Origin of the sequence: Collimonas sp. OK412, from assembly GCF_900112135.1 — a bacterium.
Taxonomy (GTDB): domain Bacteria; phylum Pseudomonadota; class Gammaproteobacteria; order Burkholderiales; family Burkholderiaceae_D; genus Collimonas; species Collimonas rhizosphaerae.
Genome location: NZ_FOLC01000012.1, coordinates 109,276 through 127,613, shown reverse-complemented (window position 1 = coordinate 127,613; position 18,338 = coordinate 109,276). Strand labels below are relative to the sequence as shown.

Annotated in this window: 17 protein-coding genes and 2 pseudogenes; 6 read left to right on the top strand and 13 right to left on the bottom strand. The window is 55.1% G+C overall.

Going from position 1 to position 18,338, the window contains the following annotated elements; all coding sequences use genetic code 11:
* Window positions 1-123 precede the first annotated feature (123 nt).
* The 4 genes and pseudogenes from BM062_RS14325 to BM062_RS14310 form a co-directional block, all read right to left on the bottom strand.
* Complete coding sequence (locus tag BM062_RS14325) at window positions 124-1,488, bottom strand: c-type cytochrome (protein WP_092397931.1); 1,365 nt, start codon at window positions 1,486-1,488, stop codon at window positions 124-126.
* 33 nt (window positions 1,489-1,521) lie between these two features.
* Entirely contained in the window at window positions 1,522-3,777 is a 2,256-nt protein-coding gene (locus BM062_RS14320; RefSeq protein WP_092397929.1) for a xanthine dehydrogenase family protein molybdopterin-binding subunit, read from the bottom strand.
* A 170-nt stretch (window positions 3,778-3,947) separates the two neighbouring features.
* Window positions 3,948-4,385 (bottom strand): annotated as a pseudogene (locus BM062_RS14315) ((2Fe-2S)-binding protein); the annotation flags it as partial.
* A 627-nt stretch (window positions 4,386-5,012) separates the two neighbouring features.
* Window positions 5,013-5,501 carry an AraC family transcriptional regulator gene (locus BM062_RS14310; protein ID WP_092397925.1) on the bottom strand — a complete coding sequence of 163 codons (489 nt, stop codon included), beginning with the start codon at window positions 5,499-5,501 and terminating at the stop codon, window positions 5,013-5,015.
* A 167-nt stretch (window positions 5,502-5,668) separates the two neighbouring features.
* Here BM062_RS14310 and BM062_RS14305 point away from each other — a divergent pair, with 167 nt between their 5' ends.
* Window positions 5,669-6,718: an NAD(P)-dependent alcohol dehydrogenase gene (locus BM062_RS14305; RefSeq protein ID WP_092397923.1), complete on the top strand. Its 1,050-nt coding sequence runs from the start codon at window positions 5,669-5,671 to the stop codon at window positions 6,716-6,718.
* Between the two features lie 121 nt (window positions 6,719-6,839).
* Here BM062_RS14305 and BM062_RS25595 read toward each other — a convergent pair whose 3' ends face one another.
* Entirely contained in the window at window positions 6,840-7,283 is a 444-nt protein-coding gene (locus tag BM062_RS25595) for a hypothetical protein (RefSeq protein WP_175501008.1), read from the bottom strand.
* A 53-nt stretch (window positions 7,284-7,336) separates the two neighbouring features.
* Between BM062_RS25595 and BM062_RS14300 the strand changes: the two genes are divergently transcribed.
* A complete protein-coding gene (locus BM062_RS14300) occupies window positions 7,337-7,639 on the top strand; it encodes a DUF4148 domain-containing protein (protein ID WP_175501007.1) in 303 nt (100 codons plus the stop codon).
* A 183-nt stretch (window positions 7,640-7,822) separates the two neighbouring features.
* Here BM062_RS14300 and BM062_RS25090 read toward each other — a convergent pair whose 3' ends face one another.
* The 7 genes and pseudogenes from BM062_RS25090 to BM062_RS14275 form a co-directional block, all read right to left on the bottom strand.
* Entirely contained in the window at window positions 7,823-8,101 is a 279-nt protein-coding gene (locus BM062_RS25090) for a hypothetical protein (protein ID WP_139220057.1), read from the bottom strand.
* Window positions 8,102-8,141: 40 nt separating this feature from the next.
* On the bottom strand, window positions 8,142-9,368 hold the full coding sequence (locus BM062_RS14295; protein ID WP_092397919.1) for a radical SAM protein: 1,227 nt from the start codon (window positions 9,366-9,368) through the stop codon (window positions 8,142-8,144).
* Window positions 9,369-9,379: 11 nt separating this feature from the next.
* Window positions 9,380-9,868 (bottom strand): pyruvoyl-dependent arginine decarboxylase, encoded by a 489-nt coding sequence (locus BM062_RS14290; protein ID WP_092397917.1) that lies wholly within the window; start codon window positions 9,866-9,868, stop codon window positions 9,380-9,382.
* A gap of 10 nt (window positions 9,869-9,878) precedes the next feature.
* Window positions 9,879-11,138, bottom strand: coding sequence for a radical SAM/SPASM domain-containing protein (locus BM062_RS14285; RefSeq protein WP_092397915.1), 1,260 nt, complete (start codon window positions 11,136-11,138; stop codon window positions 9,879-9,881).
* Window positions 11,128-11,316 carry a hypothetical protein gene (locus BM062_RS25085; protein ID WP_139220056.1) on the bottom strand — a complete coding sequence of 63 codons (189 nt, stop codon included), beginning with the start codon at window positions 11,314-11,316 and terminating at the stop codon, window positions 11,128-11,130. The genes BM062_RS14285 and BM062_RS25085 overlap by 11 nt, the downstream gene beginning before the upstream one ends.
* A gap of 217 nt (window positions 11,317-11,533) precedes the next feature.
* Window positions 11,534-11,722: pseudogene (locus BM062_RS14280) on the bottom strand (type IV secretory system conjugative DNA transfer family protein); the annotation flags it as partial.
* Between the two features lie 147 nt (window positions 11,723-11,869).
* Window positions 11,870-12,835, bottom strand: a complete 966-nt coding sequence (locus BM062_RS14275; RefSeq protein WP_371326588.1) for a LysR substrate-binding domain-containing protein — start codon at window positions 12,833-12,835, stop codon at window positions 11,870-11,872.
* A gap of 152 nt (window positions 12,836-12,987) precedes the next feature.
* Between BM062_RS14275 and BM062_RS14270 the strand changes: the two genes are divergently transcribed.
* Window positions 12,988-13,686: a pirin family protein gene (locus BM062_RS14270; protein WP_092397911.1), complete on the top strand. Its 699-nt coding sequence runs from the start codon at window positions 12,988-12,990 to the stop codon at window positions 13,684-13,686.
* A gap of 42 nt (window positions 13,687-13,728) precedes the next feature.
* Window positions 13,729-14,151, top strand: coding sequence for a DoxX family protein (locus BM062_RS14265; RefSeq protein WP_092397909.1), 423 nt, complete (start codon window positions 13,729-13,731; stop codon window positions 14,149-14,151).
* A gap of 331 nt (window positions 14,152-14,482) precedes the next feature.
* On the opposite strand, the gene BM062_RS14260 is transcribed toward BM062_RS14265, so the two are convergent.
* A complete protein-coding gene (locus BM062_RS14260; RefSeq protein WP_092397907.1) occupies window positions 14,483-15,412 on the bottom strand; it encodes a LysR family transcriptional regulator in 930 nt (309 codons plus the stop codon).
* 401 nt (window positions 15,413-15,813) lie between these two features.
* On the opposite strand from BM062_RS14260, the gene mdcA reads away from it, so the two are divergent.
* Both mdcA and BM062_RS14250 read left to right on the top strand, forming a co-directional pair.
* Window positions 15,814-17,475 (top strand): malonate decarboxylase subunit alpha, encoded by a 1,662-nt coding sequence (gene mdcA, locus BM062_RS14255; protein WP_092397905.1) that lies wholly within the window; start codon window positions 15,814-15,816, stop codon window positions 17,473-17,475.
* The gene (locus BM062_RS14250) at window positions 17,475-18,332 is read left to right on the top strand and encodes a triphosphoribosyl-dephospho-CoA synthase (protein WP_092397903.1); all 858 of its coding nucleotides are present in this window, start codon (window positions 17,475-17,477) and stop codon (window positions 18,330-18,332) included. The genes mdcA and BM062_RS14250 overlap by 1 nt, the downstream gene beginning before the upstream one ends.
* Window positions 18,333-18,338 lie beyond the last annotated feature (6 nt).

Sequence of the window (18,338 nt, the reverse complement as noted above, 5' to 3'; positions counted from 1 at the left end):
TTACGTGCAGACGCATTTTTGCAGGGCTTCCCAAGCACCTCGTACTATTCAAATCGTCATCTTGCAATAAAAAGGTCGGCAATCCACTAGGTATGCCGACCCTGATCTACAATTTTTCGCCTCTTAACGCATCTGAAGGATGATAGCGTTGCTGCTAGCCGGATTAGTCCGATCGCGAAGTCTTTTCACGTCTTCGACTTTCACTGTTCCGCCCTGGTTACCCCAAGAAGTGCGGATAAAGCTGAGCGCCTCAGCGATTTCGGCGTCGGAAAGCTGGTTCCGAAACGGAGGCATGCGATAGGCGTCAGGAACTCCATTTGCCACGACGCGTGCCGAGCCGTTCAATGTCACATTTATCGATGACGCATTTTCTTTGGACATCGAAGATGCTGATCCTGCCAGCGGCGGTATCCATTGCCCTTGTCCTCGACCATCGGCGCCGTGGCACGCGCTGCACTTGGCCATGAAGGTTTGCGCACCGGGTACTTTCAATCGCTGGGCGAGTGCCAAGGCCGCATTTGTGCTAGCGTCGTATTGCCATGGCTCTCTATTTGGATTGGGATCCCCAGGTAGAGACTTCAGATAGTGGCCAACCGCCTTCAAATCGTCGTCCGTCATGAACTGCGTCGAGTTGTTAAAGGCTTCGGCCATTGAGCCAAAGACGACGGCATGCTTGTTGCGACCAGTCTTGAGGAACTGCACCACATCTTCCTCATTCCAGCGGCCTATGCCTGTATTCGCGTCCCCACGCAGACTGGGCGCATACCACCCATCCAACAGCGCGCCGGAAAGATAGAGAGGGTTGCCGCCATCGAGTCCTTTTTCATTCATCGCCAGCCCGCGCGGAGTGTGACAACTGCCACAGTGGCCGGCTCCCTGGACGATATAAGCACCCCGATTCCATAGAGCATCCTGAGATTGCTGCGTCTGATATGGCTTTGAGCTCGTGAACGCGGCATTCCACAGAGCCAGCGGCCAGCGCATATTCAACGGCCACGGAATCATCTCGCTCTGCTTGTTTGCCTGCCTGACGGGACGAACCTCGTGCAAGAAATAGGCATACAGCGCTCGCACGTCTTCATCATTGAGCTTGGCATAAGATGGATAAGGCATCGCCGGATAGAGTCGATGGCCGTCGGGCGCTACACCGCGACGCAGTGCTCGATCGAAGTCGGCCAGGCTATAGTTGCCGATACCTGTTTCCTTGTCAGGTGTGATGTTGGTGGCGAAGATCGAGCCCAACGGGGTTGCCATCTCGAGGCCGCCGGCAAAGGGCTTGCTGTTGGGTGTGCTGTGACATGCCACGCAGTCACTGAGCCCTGCGACATATTCACCACGACGGATCAACTCAGCCGACGGCACCTCACCGGTGATGGGACTATCGAAGGACGACGGAGGAGTTCGTTTGACGAAGAATGCCACGCCGGCCGCTGCGATCAAACAGGGTAGCAGAACGGCAAGGATTCTCTTGGACCGAAATATCGTCATTTGTTGTTAGTATCCCTTTTAGTAGCGGCTTGGTTAGGTATCAAATTTGTAGTGAGAAAGCGGCATGCTACGGATACGTTGGCCTGTCAGATGCGACACGGCATTTGCCACGGCAGGCGGGACAGCTGGTAGCGGGGGCTCGCCGATACCACCCATCTTCGCGCCGCTCTCAATGATCTTGACGTGCACCCGTGCCATGCGGCTAGGTGGCAAAATCTGGTACATGTCATAGTTACGTGCAGTCGGCATACCGTTCTGGTAGACGGCCTCTTCGACCAACACTTGCGACAGCCCGAGCGCAACGGCGCCGTTAACTTGTGCCTCGACGATAGCAGGATTGACGATGCTCCCGGGATCAATGGCCTCCCAGATATCGTACACCCTGACCAGACCATTTTCGATCGATACTTCAGCGATGGCAGCGGTTTCGGTACCAAACGCATTTGCCATCGCCACGCCGCGTGCACGCCGCGTACCGTCCGCCGCGGTGAACGGTCCACGTTTCCAGCCGCCTGATAAGTCAGCGACCGCATGCAGCAAGTTGGCCAGCCGCTGATTTCCGGCAAGCAGCCGCATCCGTAATTCGAACGGATCTTGCTCTCCCTTATCCGCCACTTCATCAAGGAAGGCTTCGTAGAAGAAGTCGTTCATGGAATTACCGACCGAACGCCAATAGCCGAGCGCAAGCGGGCTCTTGACGAAACGCTGGGCGATGCGGCGGTCCGCAATTGCATAGGCTTTGTTGGTCAGCCCTTCAAGTGCCGTGGGGTCAAGTTTTTCGCCGCGTTTGTTGCTGATTGATTCGGTGGGACCTTCTGTTGCACTTACTGCTTCGAACGCGATAGGCAAGCCCTTATCGTCGAGCCCAGCGCGGAACCGGACTGCGGCCATCGGACGCAGCGTGTCGCGCAAGAACTCTTCCTCTCGGCTCCAGATAACCTTGACCGGACGGCCTAGCTCCTTGGCCAACTGGATCGCTTGCGGATACACAACCGCCGTTTCGTACAGAAAATGACGCCCGAAGAAGCCACCCAGTAGCGGAGAATGAATAATGATCTTCTCAGCGGACAAGCCGGTCAGCTTCGCAATGGAGGCCTGAAACAGTTCTGGCGCCTGGTTAGGGATCCAGAGTTCAAGTGAGCCATCGGAGTTAAACCTGGCAAGCGCCGAAGGCGGCTCCAACTGAGCGTGCTTGAGATACTGGCTGTGATAGGTCGCACTGACAACCGTTTTCGATTTCGATAAAACATCGGCTACATTACCCGAGACTTCTGCATCTTCGATGGCGCTTTGCCCCCTGGCCAGCTGCTCAGCGAAGGCCACGGTCGAGAAATCCGCAGGGATGTAGCGTGGATTGGAGTCGGGGCCAAAATCTTGCCAATCGACTTGGATAGCCTCAGCGGCGCGCTTGGCGTCCCACCAACGCTCGGCGACTACCGCGATGGCTCCCGGTAAGCGATGAATCGAGTGCACCCCCTTCATCTTTTTAACTTGTTCTTCGTTACGGATATTCCCCACCGACAGTCCTAACCTGGGCGGATGTTGTACGGCCGCCTGCAGCATTCCTTCTACCTTACTATCAATGGCGTACATTGCCTTACCGGTGGATTTCTCGTAGACGTCCAGGCGGGGAAGCGGCTTGCCGATCCAGCGGAACTGGGATGGATCTTTGAGCTTCACGCTATCTACCGCTGGCACTGCCAGATCCAATGCCTCAGGCGCGAGCTGTCCATAGGTCAGCGAGCGACCGGACGCCACATGAACAACACGGCCGGGCTCTGTAATAAGGGTATTGATTGGCACACTGAGCTGGTTCGATGCAGCCTGTAGCAACATTTGTCGCGCTAAAGCACCGAGACGTCGCATCGTAGAATAACTCGTGCGTACGGATTGGCTACCGCCGGTGATGCGCATACCGCTATCCATGACCTTGTACTCGGCACCGGCTGGGGCGTTTTGCACCGTGAAGCTTGCCGGGTCGGCATCAAGTTCTTCACCAACGATCTGCGCCATTGCAGTAAAGATACCTTGTCCGCCTTCCATGAAGGGGCTTTGCAGACGAATGCTGTTATCTGGGCGAATTTCGAGGAAGGCAGGAACCCGCGTTCCTGGAGTATTCGCATTCATCGCCTGTGCTCGTGCCGCGCCCAACGGGAGACCAAATCCAAGCACGAGCGCCCCCGCTGCAGCGCCGGTCGAAGCCAGTAAAAAGCGGCGTCTCGAAATATTGGTCGGCTCGCCGGTCGGAAAGTTATCGGTATCGTTAGATTTGTCGATGATCCTCGTCACGATTCATCTCCCTCGGCTTTCGACTTCTGCGATTTTTTCCAGTGGATAGCGGCCACGGTACCAATACCAGCGACAGCCACAGTAGCGGCTGCGACCGTCTTGTTCAGCGTATGCTCCGTAGGCTTTACAGTTTGACTTGCCACGGCACTAGAGTGGGCCACGGCGATGCCTGCCAAGTCATGAACTGCGGCGCTGATTGCGTTATATGTTCCGCAGCGGCAAAGGTTCACCATAGCGGCCGCAATCTGTTCGTTTGTGGGCTGCTTGACTTGCTTAAGTAGCGCTGTCGCTGCCATGACCTGGCCGGACTGGCAATAGCCACACTGGGGGACCTGATGCTTGACCCAGGCATCGACTACCTTCTTACCGACGTCATCTTCCGTGATCGCCTCAATTGTAGTGATCTTGCGTCCGGCCATCCCTTCGATGGGCGTGACGCAGGAGCGCACCACTGCGCCATCCACCATGACAGAGCAGGCTCCGCACTGTGCCAAGCCACAGCCATATTTAGTGCCCGTCAGGCCGAGTTCATCGCGGATTACCCACAAAAGAGGAGTATCGGCATCTGCCTGAACCTCATAGGCCTTGTCGTTAATTTGAAGTTTCATTGTTCTCAAGCCACTTGTTTGAGATTTGCCTGCTGTTGGTTACCAAGAGACATATCGAAAATTACTATCGCGTCGATTACGCTGAGATCCCAAGCGATTGTGCAGATCTGGAGCGGTCAGCTGGATGTGTCGGACCGGCCTCTCCGTATTGAAATGTTACGCCGCCCCTTGAGGCACCACGGTTCCATATCGCCTTGTCGCCTGCGTGCCGACACTCCGCGCGGAGCAATTGATAAAACTTTATTTAAAAGGGCGGCATCGAAACAGTGTGGCCGCAAATTGTCAGACCGAATCGGCAGGAAAAGACAAGGTTATGGCGCTTCGCTGCAGCCGGAGGGAACGCGAGTGATATCGACTTTTTCATGTGAAATATGATCTCGCATCGCGCCTAGGCTGATTAGCTGATTAATGCTTATTAGGGATATAAGATGAGCTAATGAATCATCGAAAGAGGCTTACAGTTTCGTAAGCTCCTTTCGTCGAGATCAAAGCTTTAATAGTTGCTAGCTTGGGCGTTTCGCATGACGAAAAGCGCCAATCACCGCTGATGTACCACTCACAAATTTCCAGAAAAACGTTTTCGATATGCCGCAGGACTGATTGCTACAAGCCCACGAAAGTGGCTGTCTAATGACTCCTGGTAGCCTGAATGCGTCCTGAATCCGCGCTTAGGAGCGATGTCGCAACGCCTCTATGACCAGGGACAGTGCCGGTGAAATTTGACGACGATTTGCGAGATGCGGCCAAGCACCTTGATCGCCAATGGGTAGAAATCGGCTCGAGTTTCAGCGTTAGACCAACACAGGGGCGTTCCGGGCTCGCCGCCATCACCTCCGAATTGGCCGGCAGGTCAAGCGACGTGACGAGAAACCGTGAGGTGTCATACCGATAAGCCTCGCCACCAACCCACAATTGTTTTGCGCCCTGCGCGACGAGGACAATGCTCGGTTCGACCACACACACTGCAGGAGGCGCAAGGCCCTCTCGTCGAAAGAAGCTGAGGCCGGCTATTGGGGTTTCAAAGTCGCCTGTTCCTGTGGTCCGTCCGCAGATAGTTCGTGCTAGCGCCTCCTGCGGCGATCCGTCCAGAGTTGCAGTGTTATGTCTGAGTGCCATGTTTACTCCTAGGCTTCGTACAGAACTCTACCCGCCCCCCCCCAATTTTTCTACAAAAACCATAAACACTCATAGGATTGGGCAAGAAATGCAGTGGAATGCTCTACCAAATCATCGAGTGAAGCCGGAAAATGCATATTCAACGTAACGTACAAAGGAGGTTTCACATGCTTGTACAAGCCTATGGTGCTCACGCGGGTGATCAACCCCTTGAACCACTGCAAATAAATCGTCGCGAGACTGGAGCGCACGACATTCAGATCGACATCGCCTTCTGCGGTATTTGCCACTCGGACTTGCATCAAGTCCGCGGGGAGTGGGCAGGCACGCAATTTCCCTGTGTCCCTGGCCATGAAATCGTCGGTCGGATATCGGCGCTAGGCGCACATGTGTCGAGTTTCAGTGTTGGTGATCTGGTCGGGATCGGCTGCATCGTTGATAGCTGCAAGCACTGCGATGACTGCGACGTTGGCATGGAAAATTACTGCGACGGAATGGTAGGAACCTACAACTTCCCAACACCTGATGAACCTGGTTGGACGCTGGGTGGTTACTCGCAAACAATTACTGTGCACGAGCGCTATGTGCTGCGAATCCGTCATCCAGTGGAGCAATTGGCTTCTGTCGCTCCCCTGCTATGCGCGGGCATCACAACTTATTCGCCACTGCGTCATTGGAATGCTGGACCGGGCAAGAAAGTTGGTGTTGTTGGCATCGGTGGCCTTGGTCACATGGGCATCAAGCTGGCCCATGCGATGGGCGCTCATGTCGTGGCATTCACTACCTCCGAGTCCAAACGCGAAGCGGCAAAGGAGTTGGGGGCCGATGAAGTCGTGGTATCGCGTAATGCAGAGGAAATGGTCGCGCACGCTAAGAGCTTTGACTTCATCCTGAACACGGTCGCAGCCCCGCACGATCTTGATGCGTTCCTCGTACTGCTCAAGCGCGACGGCACGATGACCTTGGTAGGTGCCCCCGCGACCCCGCATCCGTCGCCTAACGTATTCAATTTGATCATGAAGCGTCGCTCCCTCGCAGGCTCGATGATCGGTGGCATTCCTGAGACACAGGAGATGCTGGATTTCTGCGCACAGCACGGCATCGTAGCCGACATTGAGATGGTTCGCGCCGACCAGATCAACGAATCCTACGAGCGCATGCTTAAGGGTGATGTCAAGTATCGCTTCGTGATCGACAACGCCACGCTGGCTGGCTAAGCGTCCGAAAGTCAAGGATGCCTGCGACCAATTGCTCAACAGAAAAGGATATCAAATGAAAAGAATTTTGCTTGCCCTAAGATTGCTTATTACCTCTCTCTCATCAATAGGAGCTGACATGTCAAATGGTGCCGATAACTTTTACAAGAGCGACAAGTTGACCGAGTTTTTCCGCAGCAATCTGAAGTAAATTAATTGCGTCGCAGTCTTGTACATGCCCCGCGCCACCGATTGCCGGTTCAGCGGTTTCTGCATCGTACTCATACTCATACTCAGCCCGATGCTTCCATTTCGCCGGCACGCTGTCAGCGTGGTATCCCGCGGCGCGGGCGCGCGACTGAAATTTTTTTTGTGTAATTAGTTCTACGCAGATTTTCGTACACATATGTATTGACGCCCAATTGACGTCGAACCTCAAGGCAATCCATTGTCCACGAATCGCGAATTGTGCATTACGCACATCCCTATTTTTCTGTGTCGTCATGATCGATAAACTTTGTTTCGTCGATGAGCGAACAACCTTGGCAACACCCTTCATCGACGGCGCTTCCAGGCGGACGGACATTGTGTCCGGACTTTTGCCACGGCGTTACCCTCAACTTAATCTGGAGAATGAAAATGAACGTGAAACATATGATTGCCACTGTTATTGCATTGGTTGCCGCTGGTTCTGCTTTTGCTGATGCGACGAGCAATACGGACGACTTCCCCAAATTCGCGTCGACCAAAGCGCGTGCAGAGGTCATCTCTGAACTGACTCAGGCCGAAGCTGATGGCAGCTTTGTTGCGACGGAAGGGGAAAAATATCCTTCCGTACTAGTAGCGTCAAACAAGACGCGTGCCGAAGTGATTCAAGAACTGCGGCAGGCTAAGGCCGACGGCAGTTATGCCCGTAGCGTAAGAAACTACTACGGTCAATAACTTGCAAGCGCGGATAGGCGATTCGGGAGCGTTGTCAGCAGTACCTAGCATCTTTAGGAGGTGCGGGTGAGAAGGAATATGGCTTGCGAACCAGCGTGGATGCTAAGGGGCAGTTAGCATCTTTGTTCTGAGCAACCACTGTATGCCTGGTGGCACAGATCCTTGGGCAAGCTCTCGGCGAAGTCAGAGATGACCAAGGAGATCCGGTACATGCTCGGTCACTGCTTGCCAAACGGTGGGGTTACCCGGTTTGATAGAGGTGCGAATCTTTATTAAACCAGCGCCTAAGCGCCAAGGAGTAACCCCATGCGTGGTGTTCCTCGGAATGTCGTCAAGCACAAGATCGGCCTGCGCAATCTTGCTGCTGAACTTGGAGACAAAGCTTTGCTTTGGGAAGAAGTTGCCGCGAATCGAACTGGCTCTAAGAAAATTGAAATGATGTCCGTGATCAGATGCAAACACTTTTTTTCAAATATTAACTGGCCCTGGCGAATAGCACCATTTACAGCTTGTCCTTTTGTTCCTGGAGCATTTCCGCCGCAAAACAGCCATCGCGGTAGCTTCCATTCAGTCGTTTGCAGGTCAGTTCGTCAATGACGTCATAAAAAAACTCCAGATGATAGCGGGGTGCGCCAAATCGCAATGGCGTTTCGCGCACCAACTTGCCGACGATTGGTTTGAATGCATCGACGCATGCCGCTATCGATCCGATCTTTTCTTTGCGATTGAATTCGCTCACGCCAATTTCCTCCGGCGTGTCGGGAACGATGGCGAATAGCTGCCGTCCGGCGCGGCACCAGCCGACATGCGGAGGAAAATCCATCACGCCAATGCCATTGCTGCCGAAATCCTCGTCGACGCCAAGTTGGAAATCGAGAGGCAGATTCTCATGTACCCACTTCAAATCTCGATACCACTGCACAATTTCATCTCTCGTTAGCGGCAGATGCGGCAATCGCCATCCATGATCGTGGAATGTATTAAAGCGCAATACTGAAATGCGCCACTTTGAAAAATATTTCACATATCGGATCAAGTGCTCGCGGCCGTGATTATGCTTGCCGATTGTTACGCCAAGATTGATGTTTAGCGGTTGCTGACTGGCGGCATCCAGTTCGGCGTTGAATTCGTGGATGCGCGACATGACCCGTTCGCAATCCTGTCCGTGAAATACCCCTTTGATTGGATAAGTGTGGGCCGGCATGAGCGTCAAATTTTCATCCAGGACGCCATGAAAGGTGATGGTGACATTGCCAAAGCCGTTTTCGATGCCGGTCCACAAATAATCTTTCCAGTTAGCGTCCAGCAGCGGGGCGCCACTGGTCCACATATCGCCCCTCTGCATGGTTTTAGTCGGTTTGCAATCGTGCTCTTGATGAAAGTCGCGGTTATGCGTATTACCGAATAGTCGCAAAAATGCACCGTTGGCACTGAAACTGTCCGAGATCATGGGAAAGACGCGATAACCTTGATTGCCAAGGTCGTCCATGATGCGTCTTCCTTCTAGCAAGTCAATTGAGCGATTGGCTGCTTCGGGTTGGTTGATGTAGAAGCAATGGGCGCACGCTTGCCGGCAGGTTTTCTTGCCGACTGTGGTATCAAGTTGTAGATAAAGGCTAATATCTTTTGCTTCGATTTGGCGGAATGGCACCTCGAACGGGATGTCGCCATGTTCGTCATAGGAAATGGGTTCGTTGCCTATTGTGTCGATCTTATTGCGAATATCCATGATCGGATTTCTCACCAATCCTCTTCCTTGAACACGGCGACCACCAATGCGCAGCTAGGAACGTGCGCAGTGGTCGATGTGGTCATTTGTCCCTGAATCACAGGAAGCGCATCGCGCCGATGGCAAAGATCATCGATTGAAAGCCCAATTTGTCGTTCGATATCCCGTAACGCATGATCTGCATCGGACGCAACCGCGTGATGTTCCACGAATACTCCGCCTCCATGATCGAATATTGCCCACCCGATGCCGGCGGCAAGCCCAATACGTGCATTGTCGCCCGCTGTGCACATTGCTTGCACTACATATAAACGGTTGCCCCAGCGAGGAATAAAATCGAGTCGGGCATTGCTTTGCGGCGCCCACGCCGGTGGGATGACGCTGGAGAGCGGGATCAGGTTGCAGTTGCCAATCCCCGCCTTCCACAAGGCGTCATCGTATGCGGACAACTCAGTCTGTCCAGTGCCGATGCTGGAAATGACGGGTATCGTTCGACTCATGCTATCGGCGCTAATCGCCAGCTGGTTCCGGAAACTCTGTTTGCAATAACTGCGTTCGTCTCTTTAAGCTTGCTTTGATAAATGGCGTGGCGCCGCAACCCAATTCATCGCCAGTATGCACTTCTGCCATCACAGGGCAGCGCGAGGTGCAATAGTATGGGTCGCGGGACAGTTCGCAATTCGGACATTCCTTGAATTTGTCGTAGGTAAATTGACGAATTCCGCCGAACGAGTTTTCCCAAATATGTTTGAATGATTTATCGCGTATGTTGCCGGCGCCGAATTTTTCATTCGAGGCGCAAATCGAGCATGGATAAAGCGAGCCATCGCTTAACAGATATGCCATCGCGACGCCGCAAAATTCACGCCCGGTCGCTTGCGCGATGCGGTGGCATTCGTCGAGGAACTTGGCTACGCACAATCCCACGGTATCGTTCATGATTTGGTCGTGACGCTTGTCGGCGATATAAAGCTGGGCGGCTTGCTCGACGATATCGGGTTTTGGCTGGTATTCGGCAAAGAATCGTCCGCGTCCAATTGGACTAAATGGTGTCGATCCGAAGAAACACAGGTTCTCACGCGCAAACGCTAAAATCGAGTGCAATTCCTCGACATTGCGATCCGCTTGCGTCGACATGATGGCGGTTGGAATATTGTTCTTGCGAAGCAAAAGTATGCGTTCGCGCAAATCTTCCCAGGTAGAGCGAATGCGCATTTCCTTGTGAAATGCCGTGCCGTCGATGCTGACGCTGACCACACATTCTTCTCGCGGCAGAACATCGATTAATTCTTGGGTGATATAGGCGCCATTTGTCGCTATCGAGATGACAAAACCCAGCGCATGCGCGTAATTGAGTATTTGTAAAAAATCAGGGTGTTGCATCGGCTCACCGCCGACCAGCACCAATGCAAAGACACCTGCTGCTTTTAACTGATCCAACGCATTGAAAATCTGAGGCGTCGATAACTCATTTTTCCTGGGCTTCCCAGCTTCAATATAACAGTGCCGGCATGACAAGTTGCACGAACGGGTGATTTCGAACCATACGATCAACGGGGCGCTCAAGTGAAATTCGTCACGTACCGGAATGGAATGCAATCTATAGGGTTCAAGCTCTTCCCGCGCCGCGCCGCGCAGCAAGCGAGAGGCGACTTCGTCATTATAAAAACCGATTTCTCCTGTGCCAAATGCTAATACGTACCCGAATTCTTCTCGTCGAATACGCACATCCGGCACGCCTCGACTAACCGGTACGGAATTAGATGGCATTGCCTACCAATACAGCGACTGGGGCAATTGTTTTAGCCGAAACATTGCCTTCAAATAAAAGATCAATGTCCAGTTTTGCGTGACCGTTTTCAGTAATGAACCGTACCAATTCTTCGCGTTGTGCATCGGAAAGATGCAATTTCAATCCTTGCTCGTGATTGCTATTTGATTTAGTCATGGCTGCTTCCTTTAGTTTTAATGGAGGGATGACAACAAATATTTAGCAAATACCTAGCAAATTCACTATATGTCGGTTTCGGGAAATAAGAACTGACAGTTTTGACAGGTAGGGATTGATCTGCTCCCTTGAAATAGTCCGGAATCTGCCTCGTCGCTTGGCTATCACCATCAATCCAATAGGAGCCCTCCAGCGAGGACGGCTACCTCGAGCGGGCATGCGAGATCGCGCCGACCAACAGAGCGTGCGAAGTCTTTTCCCAGTGGTTGCGCCGCTCCAGCACGCCTTCGGGATCGACCAGGATATCAGCGAAGTTCTGCACGTCGCACACTTCGTGCGCGCCGCGTCGGACTTCCAGCAGTGGATTGTATGTAGCCGATTTGAGATCAGTCGGGTTGAACAGCAGGATAGGACGGCTAGGCAGCTTTCATTCTAAAGAAGGAGCTGCGCTCAAGAAGCGTTTAAGCATTGTGAAACAGGCGCTCGATCGGGTACCAATCCGAGCCGTTGCGCGGATCGAGCCAGCCCCCACGGCAGCGACTATCAATTCACATTACGTTTCCTTGCCCTCCCGCGCCAAAGGATGCCAGGAATCCTCCGCCAGCTCCGCAGCAAGGAAATCGAGCAAGGTCCTGACAGCTGGAATCATCCCGCGCCGTGACGGAAATACGGCGTGGATGATGCCCGAGCGCGCGCTTAATTGCGGCAGCAGCCTGATCAGCGTACCGGTTTCCATTTCTTCCATCACCGCTAGCGCAGGCATATAGGCGACGCCTATGCCTTGCAATGCAGCGGCGCGTAGCGTGAGCAGGTCGTCGGTATGCAGGCGCGGCGTATGCACGAGTTCTTCGGAATTGCCATCCTTGTCTTGAGAACGCCAGGTGACCTTGTCGCCGGCATAGCCCATGGCGACGATAGGCATTTTTGCCAGGTCCGCCAGTTGCGCAGGCATGCCATACCGGAGCACCAGCTTGGGGCTGGCGACCAGGATCATTTTCGATGGGCCGAAGGCGCGCATGGCGAGCTCCGAATCTTCCAGCGGCGGCACCCTGACACGAATGGCGATGTCGATTCCTTCGTCGACGACATCGACGCGGCGATTGGTGGCGTCGAGCGCGATGCGTACCTGCGGTTCGGCAGCCAGGAACTTGGCGAGGATGTCGGCCAGGCCGCCCTGAAGCAAGCCGACCGGGCAGCTCATGCGTATTAATCCCTGCGGCGACGATAGCGTCTGGTGCACGGCGTCTTTTGCCGACTGCGCTTCCGCGATCAAGGCTACGCAATGGCCATAAAAAGTCTTGCCGATCTCGGTCAGGGAAAGCTTGCGCGTGGTGCGGTTGAGCAAGCGCACCCCCAGCTCCGCTTCCAGCGCGCTGACGCGCCGGCTCAGCTTGGAGGTCTGCATGCCGAGCGCCTCGGCTGCGGCGGAATAGCTGCCGGCATCGACGACTTTAGCGAAAAAGACAAGGTTATTCAGGTCATTGATCGGTGTCATACCCACCCCATTGGTTGATGCCATTTATTTTTCTATTTTCGACAAATATCCATTCTATTTCAACCCATTAATCCCGGTTTGTTGCTGGACTATGATGGCTTCATCAACTCGCAAGGCAAGGTGCAACGGCACTTGGCAATAAGAGCACACCTACTTGGCGATTCTTGGAGAGCAACATGCTGCAAATTCGAAATCTGGATTCACTCGCCGGCAGCGACTTCACCTGGCTGAAGGCCAAACACCATTTCGCGCTGCACGGGTACGACAATGCGGCTCACGAGCCGTTGGGGAGCCTGGTGGTCTTGAACGACGACGAAGTCGCGCCCGGCACAGGATTTCCCATGCATGGCCATCGCGACATGGAAATCGTGACCTATGTCAGGGAGGGTCTGCTCGAACACACAGACACGACCGGCGGACGCGGCCAGATTGCCGCGGGCAATGTCCAGGCATTTTCCGCGGGCAGCGGCATCCGCCACTCGGAAACCAATCCCGGCAGCGGGCCGCTGAAGCTTTTCCAGATCTGGCTGCGTCCGCGCCGCCTCGGCATCGCGCCGCGCTGGTCGACCAAACCGTTTCCCAAGGCCGAACGGGCCAATCGCTGGGTAGTGCTGGCGAGCGGCCTGCCCGGCGACAAGGACGCGATTGCTATCGAAGCGGACGCACGCGTGCTTGGCGCGACGCTCACACGCGGCCAGTCCATCGGGTATGAAATCGGCGCTTCCCGCTACGGCTACCTGGTGGTCGCGCGCGGCGCGGTTTCGGTCAACGGATTGCGCCTCGATGCACGCGACGGCATCGCGGCCAAGGATGTTTCAAAGATCGTCGTCGCAGCAATCGACGATGCGGAAGTTGTTCTTGTCGATGCAGCTTGATTTTTCCATTTTTTATTTTTAATTTTCTTCAAGGAGCACATCGTGTCCACACCTAACAAATACCTGCCTTTGATTGGCCGTATCCTCATCGGCGCCCCCTTCATCATGAGCGGCCTCGGAAAACTGACTTCCTATGGCGCTACCGTCGGCTACATCGCCAGCGTCGGCTTGCCGCTGGCAGGATTGGGTGCGGCCATCGCGGTGCTGATGGAAGCCGGCGGCGGCGCCCTGCTCCTGCTGGGATACCGCACGCGCCTGGTTGCCCCCTTGATGGCCTTGTTCACGCTGGCGACAGCGATTTTCTTCCACCACAATTTTGCGGATCAGAACCAGATGATCCACTTCCTCAAGAACATCATGCTGGTGGGAGGCTTGCTCAACATCGCCTACTTCGGCGCCGGCCCGGTCAGTCTCGACAGCGCGGCGGGCAGGCAAGCCTTGGGGCCGCAGGGGAAACACGCCTGACAACTGCGCAACCGGACTACGGACCTGTTCAACGCGGGCCCGCAAATACGAAGGGACATGGATCATGCTCTGATCCGTGTCCATGATTTTTTTGCCAGATATGCTTGCCTGCTCCCCCCAGCATAGAGAATTTTTGCCGGCCAGGAGTGAAACGCAGGGAGGCACCTGTCTTGTCACCTCGCCGGCTTACCCTAGCAATGCCGCGCCTACAAAGGACTCGACAGACTATGTTGTCCGTTCTGACTGACAATTTAAAAATCGAGGTTGCCCCGACAGACTTTATTGTTCGCTTTCAGTTGAAAATATCGATATGCATAGTAACAACGGTTTCCTACCGGACGGGTTCATGTCTGTAATCGCGCCGGCCATACATCCGGCATTCTGCAGCCAGCGCCAACAGGTTAGGATCTCGTTCCCGGTTCTTCGGCAGCAGCAGAGTAATCTGTTGTCGAGACGCATATTTTTCTTGAAGCGGCATTAACTCAATGCGAGGACTGAATTCGCCGACACGTCCAGGCAGCAGGCTGTATCCGATTCCTCCGCTAATCAGGTTAATCAACGAAAAAATGTCTTGCACCCGCATGGCAATATCCGGAAGAAAACCCGCTAGTTCAAAGCAATGCTGAAAGTCTTTGGTAGTTGCAAAGCCGTCACTCAGCGTGACAAATTTTTCTGCGCGAAAATCCTGGAGGTCAATGTGCTTGTTGCCGGCATATGGAGAACCGGTCGGGGCCGCCAAAAAAATATCGTCATAAAATAGCGGCACAGAAATCAGTCCGGTATTTTCATTGTCTCCATGCAGGCCGATGACAATGGCGTCAAGCTGCCCATCCACCAGGCTTTTCAGCAACTCCCGATTTGAGCCCATGGTCAGGTCGATATCGAGTTCAGGCTTGCGTAACTTCAGCCCGATCACCAGTTGCGGGATGCACCTCAACGTTAAGGAATAGAGAGTGCCTATCTTGAGCCTGGGGGCATTAAATCCGCCTGCATCACGTACCTTGCGCACACCTTCCTCGCACTCATTGATTACCCGCTTCGCGTATTCGGCGAACGTATAGGCTGTCTGGAGAGGAATCAGGTTGCGTCCTTCGTGCTTGAAAAGCGGACAGCCCAGCGCCTCTTCAAGCGAATGCAAGGAACGGTGTACGCTCACCGTGCTTTGCCCAAGGCTTTCCGATACCCGCGCCATATTGTTAAGCGTCATGAAGGCCAGAAAGACTTCCATTTTTTTCAACGTGATTGCATCGTCAATTGCCACTTTACCTCCGGAAAATCATTCGAATACAAAATTGCAATTCACGTAGTAGTCTGCCACAAACGCATCAGCATAAAGCATGCAGTGGATATCCCCGCCATCCCCAGCCGCGCATACAGCGGACCGGTTTCGATCCATGCGCCGGATCATTTGCAAAGGCAGTTTGCACCGGCCGGCCCAAATCGCGTGTGGCGCCGGCATGCCCTGTATCCGGATCCGTACCCGACACGGCATCTTTGGCGGCATCGTCAACAGCCGGCAGGCGTCAAGGGAACCGGCGGCGATTCGTAGCGTATTACGCCAAATTCATTAACCTTACAGTAATGAACTATGCATAAGGTTGATTGAAGATGGTTTTTTAAAATTCTATTGTGGCTCCGTGACGATCGATTTCCGGAGTAACGATGCAAGCCAGACCTCAACTTGACGCGCAATGGAGCAAACGCCGGACGGAAAAAAACCGCCGCCTGGATCTTGTCCGCCACATGGCCCATGGCGCGGTACTGCCTACCGGTGATATCGTCGCCGTGCTGGAAGCGCTGATCGCGCCTGGCGACCGTGTCGTACTTGAAGGCAATAACCAGAAGCAGGCCGATTTTCTGTCCCGTTCGCTGGCGCAGGTCAATCCTGCCAAGGTGAACCAGCTGCACCTGATCATGCCGAGCGTCAGCCGGCCTGAGCATCTCGACCTGTTTGAGCGCGGCATCGCCCGCAAGCTCGATTTTGCGTATGCCGGCGCCCAAAGCCTGCGTATTTCCCAGTTTCTGAAAGACGGCCTGCTGGAAGTCGGTGCGATTCACACCTACATCGAACTGTATGCCCGGCTTTACGTCGACCTGACGCCGAACGTGGTGCTGGTGGCCGGTTTCAAGGCAGATCGCCAAGGTAACCTGTATACCGGCTCCAGCACCGAAGATACGCCGGCGCTGGTGGAGGCTGCGGCTTTCCGCGACGGTATCGTGATTGCCCAGGTCAATGAGATCGTTGACGATCCGGCCGATCTGCCGCGGGTAGACATTCCCGGCTCGTGGATCGACTTTGTGGTGCAGGCCGACAAGCCGTTTTTCCTTGAACCGCTGTTTACCCGCGATCCACGGCTGATCAAGCCGGTACATGTGCTGATGGCGATGATGGCGATCCGTGGCGTGTACGAACGCCATCAGGTGCAGTCGCTCAATCACGGCATCGGCTTCAATACCGCGGCGATAGAACTTATCCTGCCGACCTATGGCGAAAAGCTGGGGCTCAAGGGCAAGATCTGCAAGAACTGGACGCTCAATCCGCATCCGACATTGATTCCGGCAATCGAGACCGGCTGGGTCGAAAGCGTCCACTGTTTCGGCGGCGAACTGGGTATGGAGAATTACGTTGCCGCACGCCCCGATGTGTTCTTCACCGGCAAAGACGGCTCCATGCGTTCCAATCGCGCTTTTTGCCAATTGGCGGGGCAGTACGCGGTTGACCTGTTCATCGGATCCACGTTGCAAATGGACGGGCTCGGCAATTCATCCACGGTGACGCGCGGGCGCCTGGCAGGTTTTGGCGGCGCGCCCAATATGGGACACGATCCGCGCGGACGCCGTCACGCCAGTCCAGCCTGGCTTGACTTGATCGAGACCGACGATCCGCTGGCGCGCGGCAAAAAACTGGTGGTGCAGATGGTGGAAACCTTTCAAGGCGGTGGCCAGCCGACCATCGTCGAAACCCTCGACGCAGTGGAGGTCGGGCGCGAATCCGGCATGCCCATCGCTCCGGTGATGATTTATGGCGATGACGTGACGCATGTCCTTACCGAGGAAGGCATTGCCTATCTCTACAAAGCGCGCTCGTTGGAGGAGCGCAAAGCCATGCTGGCTGCCGTCGCGGGCGTCACGCCAATCGGCATGACCCATGATCCGGTGAACACCGCGCACTTGCGGCAAGAAGGCCTGATTGCACTGCCCGAGGACATGGGCGTCAATCGCAGCGAAGCGACCCGTTCGCTGCTGGCAGCCAAGAGTGTCGCCGACCTGGTGACCTGGTCCGATGGCCTGTATGAGCCGCCTGCCAAGTTCCGGAGCTGGTGATGGCAGCCGTTCTTGAGCAACGCCAACCGCTTGCGTCCGCCGCATTCGCCGGCTATCTGGCCGATGTCGTCGTGGCAGCACTGATCGATGAGGTCACGCTGACGCCCAAGCCGGGCCTGGTCGATATGCGCGGTCGCGGCGCTCATCGGGATTTGAGCTGGGATTTGATGTGTCATTCGGCCTGGGCCTTGCATCCGACTTTCCATGCCATGGCGGTTGCCGGGCAACACATCGCCGATCCGCAGCAATTGCGCGAACAGATCGGACTCATCGGCCGCCAGGGTGAAGCCGCCATGATGGCCGCCACCGGCGGCATCAACACCCACCGCGGCGCGATCTGGGCGCTCGGTTTGCTGGTCACGGCTGCAGCGCAAGACCGCAACGCATCGACTCCGGCAGCGGTGGCTGCGCGCGCCGCCGCACTGGCATGCCGTCACGACCGCCTTGCGCCAGCCATGACCGGCAACAAAGGCGAGCTCGCCTGCCAGCAATACAGCGTCGGCGGAGCACGGGCACAGGCGCGAGCTGGATTCCCGCATGTAATCTGGGTCGCGCTCCCTTGGCTGGAATACTGCCGCACCCGCGGCGACGATGAAAATGACGCGCGGCTCAACGCGCTGCTTGCGGTGATCGCCAATCTCGATGACACCTGCGTCCTGTCGCGAGGCGGCCAGGCGGCATTGACGGCTGTGCAATCCGGCGCACTGCGAGTGCTCATCGCCGGCGGTGCCGCTAGCAGCCATGGCAGGAGCGCATTGCAACAATTCGAACAGGAGCTGCTGGCGCTGCACGTCTCACCGGGCGGCGCCGCGGATCTGCTGGCTGCGGCGTTGTTCCTGGACAGGATCAAGACTTGAATCGAA

What these genes read in the sequence shown, in the direction of transcription:
- BM062_RS25595 (WP_175501008.1), bottom strand. Translation starts at nt 7,283, where the DNA reads ATGTCCGTCCGCCTGGAAGCGCCGTCGATGAAGGGTGTTGCCAAGGTT.
- BM062_RS14290 (WP_092397917.1), bottom strand. Translation starts at nt 9,868, where the DNA reads ATGAGTCGAACGATACCCGTCATTTCCAGCATCGGCACTGGACAGACT.
- BM062_RS14295 (WP_092397919.1), bottom strand. Translation starts at nt 9,368, where the DNA reads ATGGATATTCGCAATAAGATCGACACAATAGGCAACGAACCCATTTCC.
- BM062_RS14250 (WP_092397903.1), top strand. Translation starts at nt 17,475, where the DNA reads ATGGCAGCCGTTCTTGAGCAACGCCAACCGCTTGCGTCCGCCGCATTC.
- BM062_RS14325 (WP_092397931.1), bottom strand. Translation starts at nt 1,488, where the DNA reads ATGACGATATTTCGGTCCAAGAGAATCCTTGCCGTTCTGCTACCCTGT.
- BM062_RS14300 (WP_175501007.1), top strand. Translation starts at nt 7,337, where the DNA reads ATGAACGTGAAACATATGATTGCCACTGTTATTGCATTGGTTGCCGCT.
- BM062_RS14275 (WP_371326588.1), bottom strand. Translation starts at nt 12,835, where the DNA reads ATGGCATCAACCAATGGGGTGGGTATGACACCGATCAATGACCTGAAT.
- BM062_RS14270 (WP_092397911.1), top strand. Translation starts at nt 12,988, where the DNA reads ATGCTGCAAATTCGAAATCTGGATTCACTCGCCGGCAGCGACTTCACC.
- mdcA (WP_092397905.1), top strand. Translation starts at nt 15,814, where the DNA reads ATGCAAGCCAGACCTCAACTTGACGCGCAATGGAGCAAACGCCGGACG.
- BM062_RS25085 (WP_139220056.1), bottom strand. Translation starts at nt 11,316, where the DNA reads ATGACTAAATCAAATAGCAATCACGAGCAAGGATTGAAATTGCATCTT.
- BM062_RS14305 (WP_092397923.1), top strand. Translation starts at nt 5,669, where the DNA reads ATGCTTGTACAAGCCTATGGTGCTCACGCGGGTGATCAACCCCTTGAA.
- BM062_RS14310 (WP_092397925.1), bottom strand. Translation starts at nt 5,501, where the DNA reads ATGGCACTCAGACATAACACTGCAACTCTGGACGGATCGCCGCAGGAG.
- BM062_RS14285 (WP_092397915.1), bottom strand. Translation starts at nt 11,138, where the DNA reads ATGCCATCTAATTCCGTACCGGTTAGTCGAGGCGTGCCGGATGTGCGT.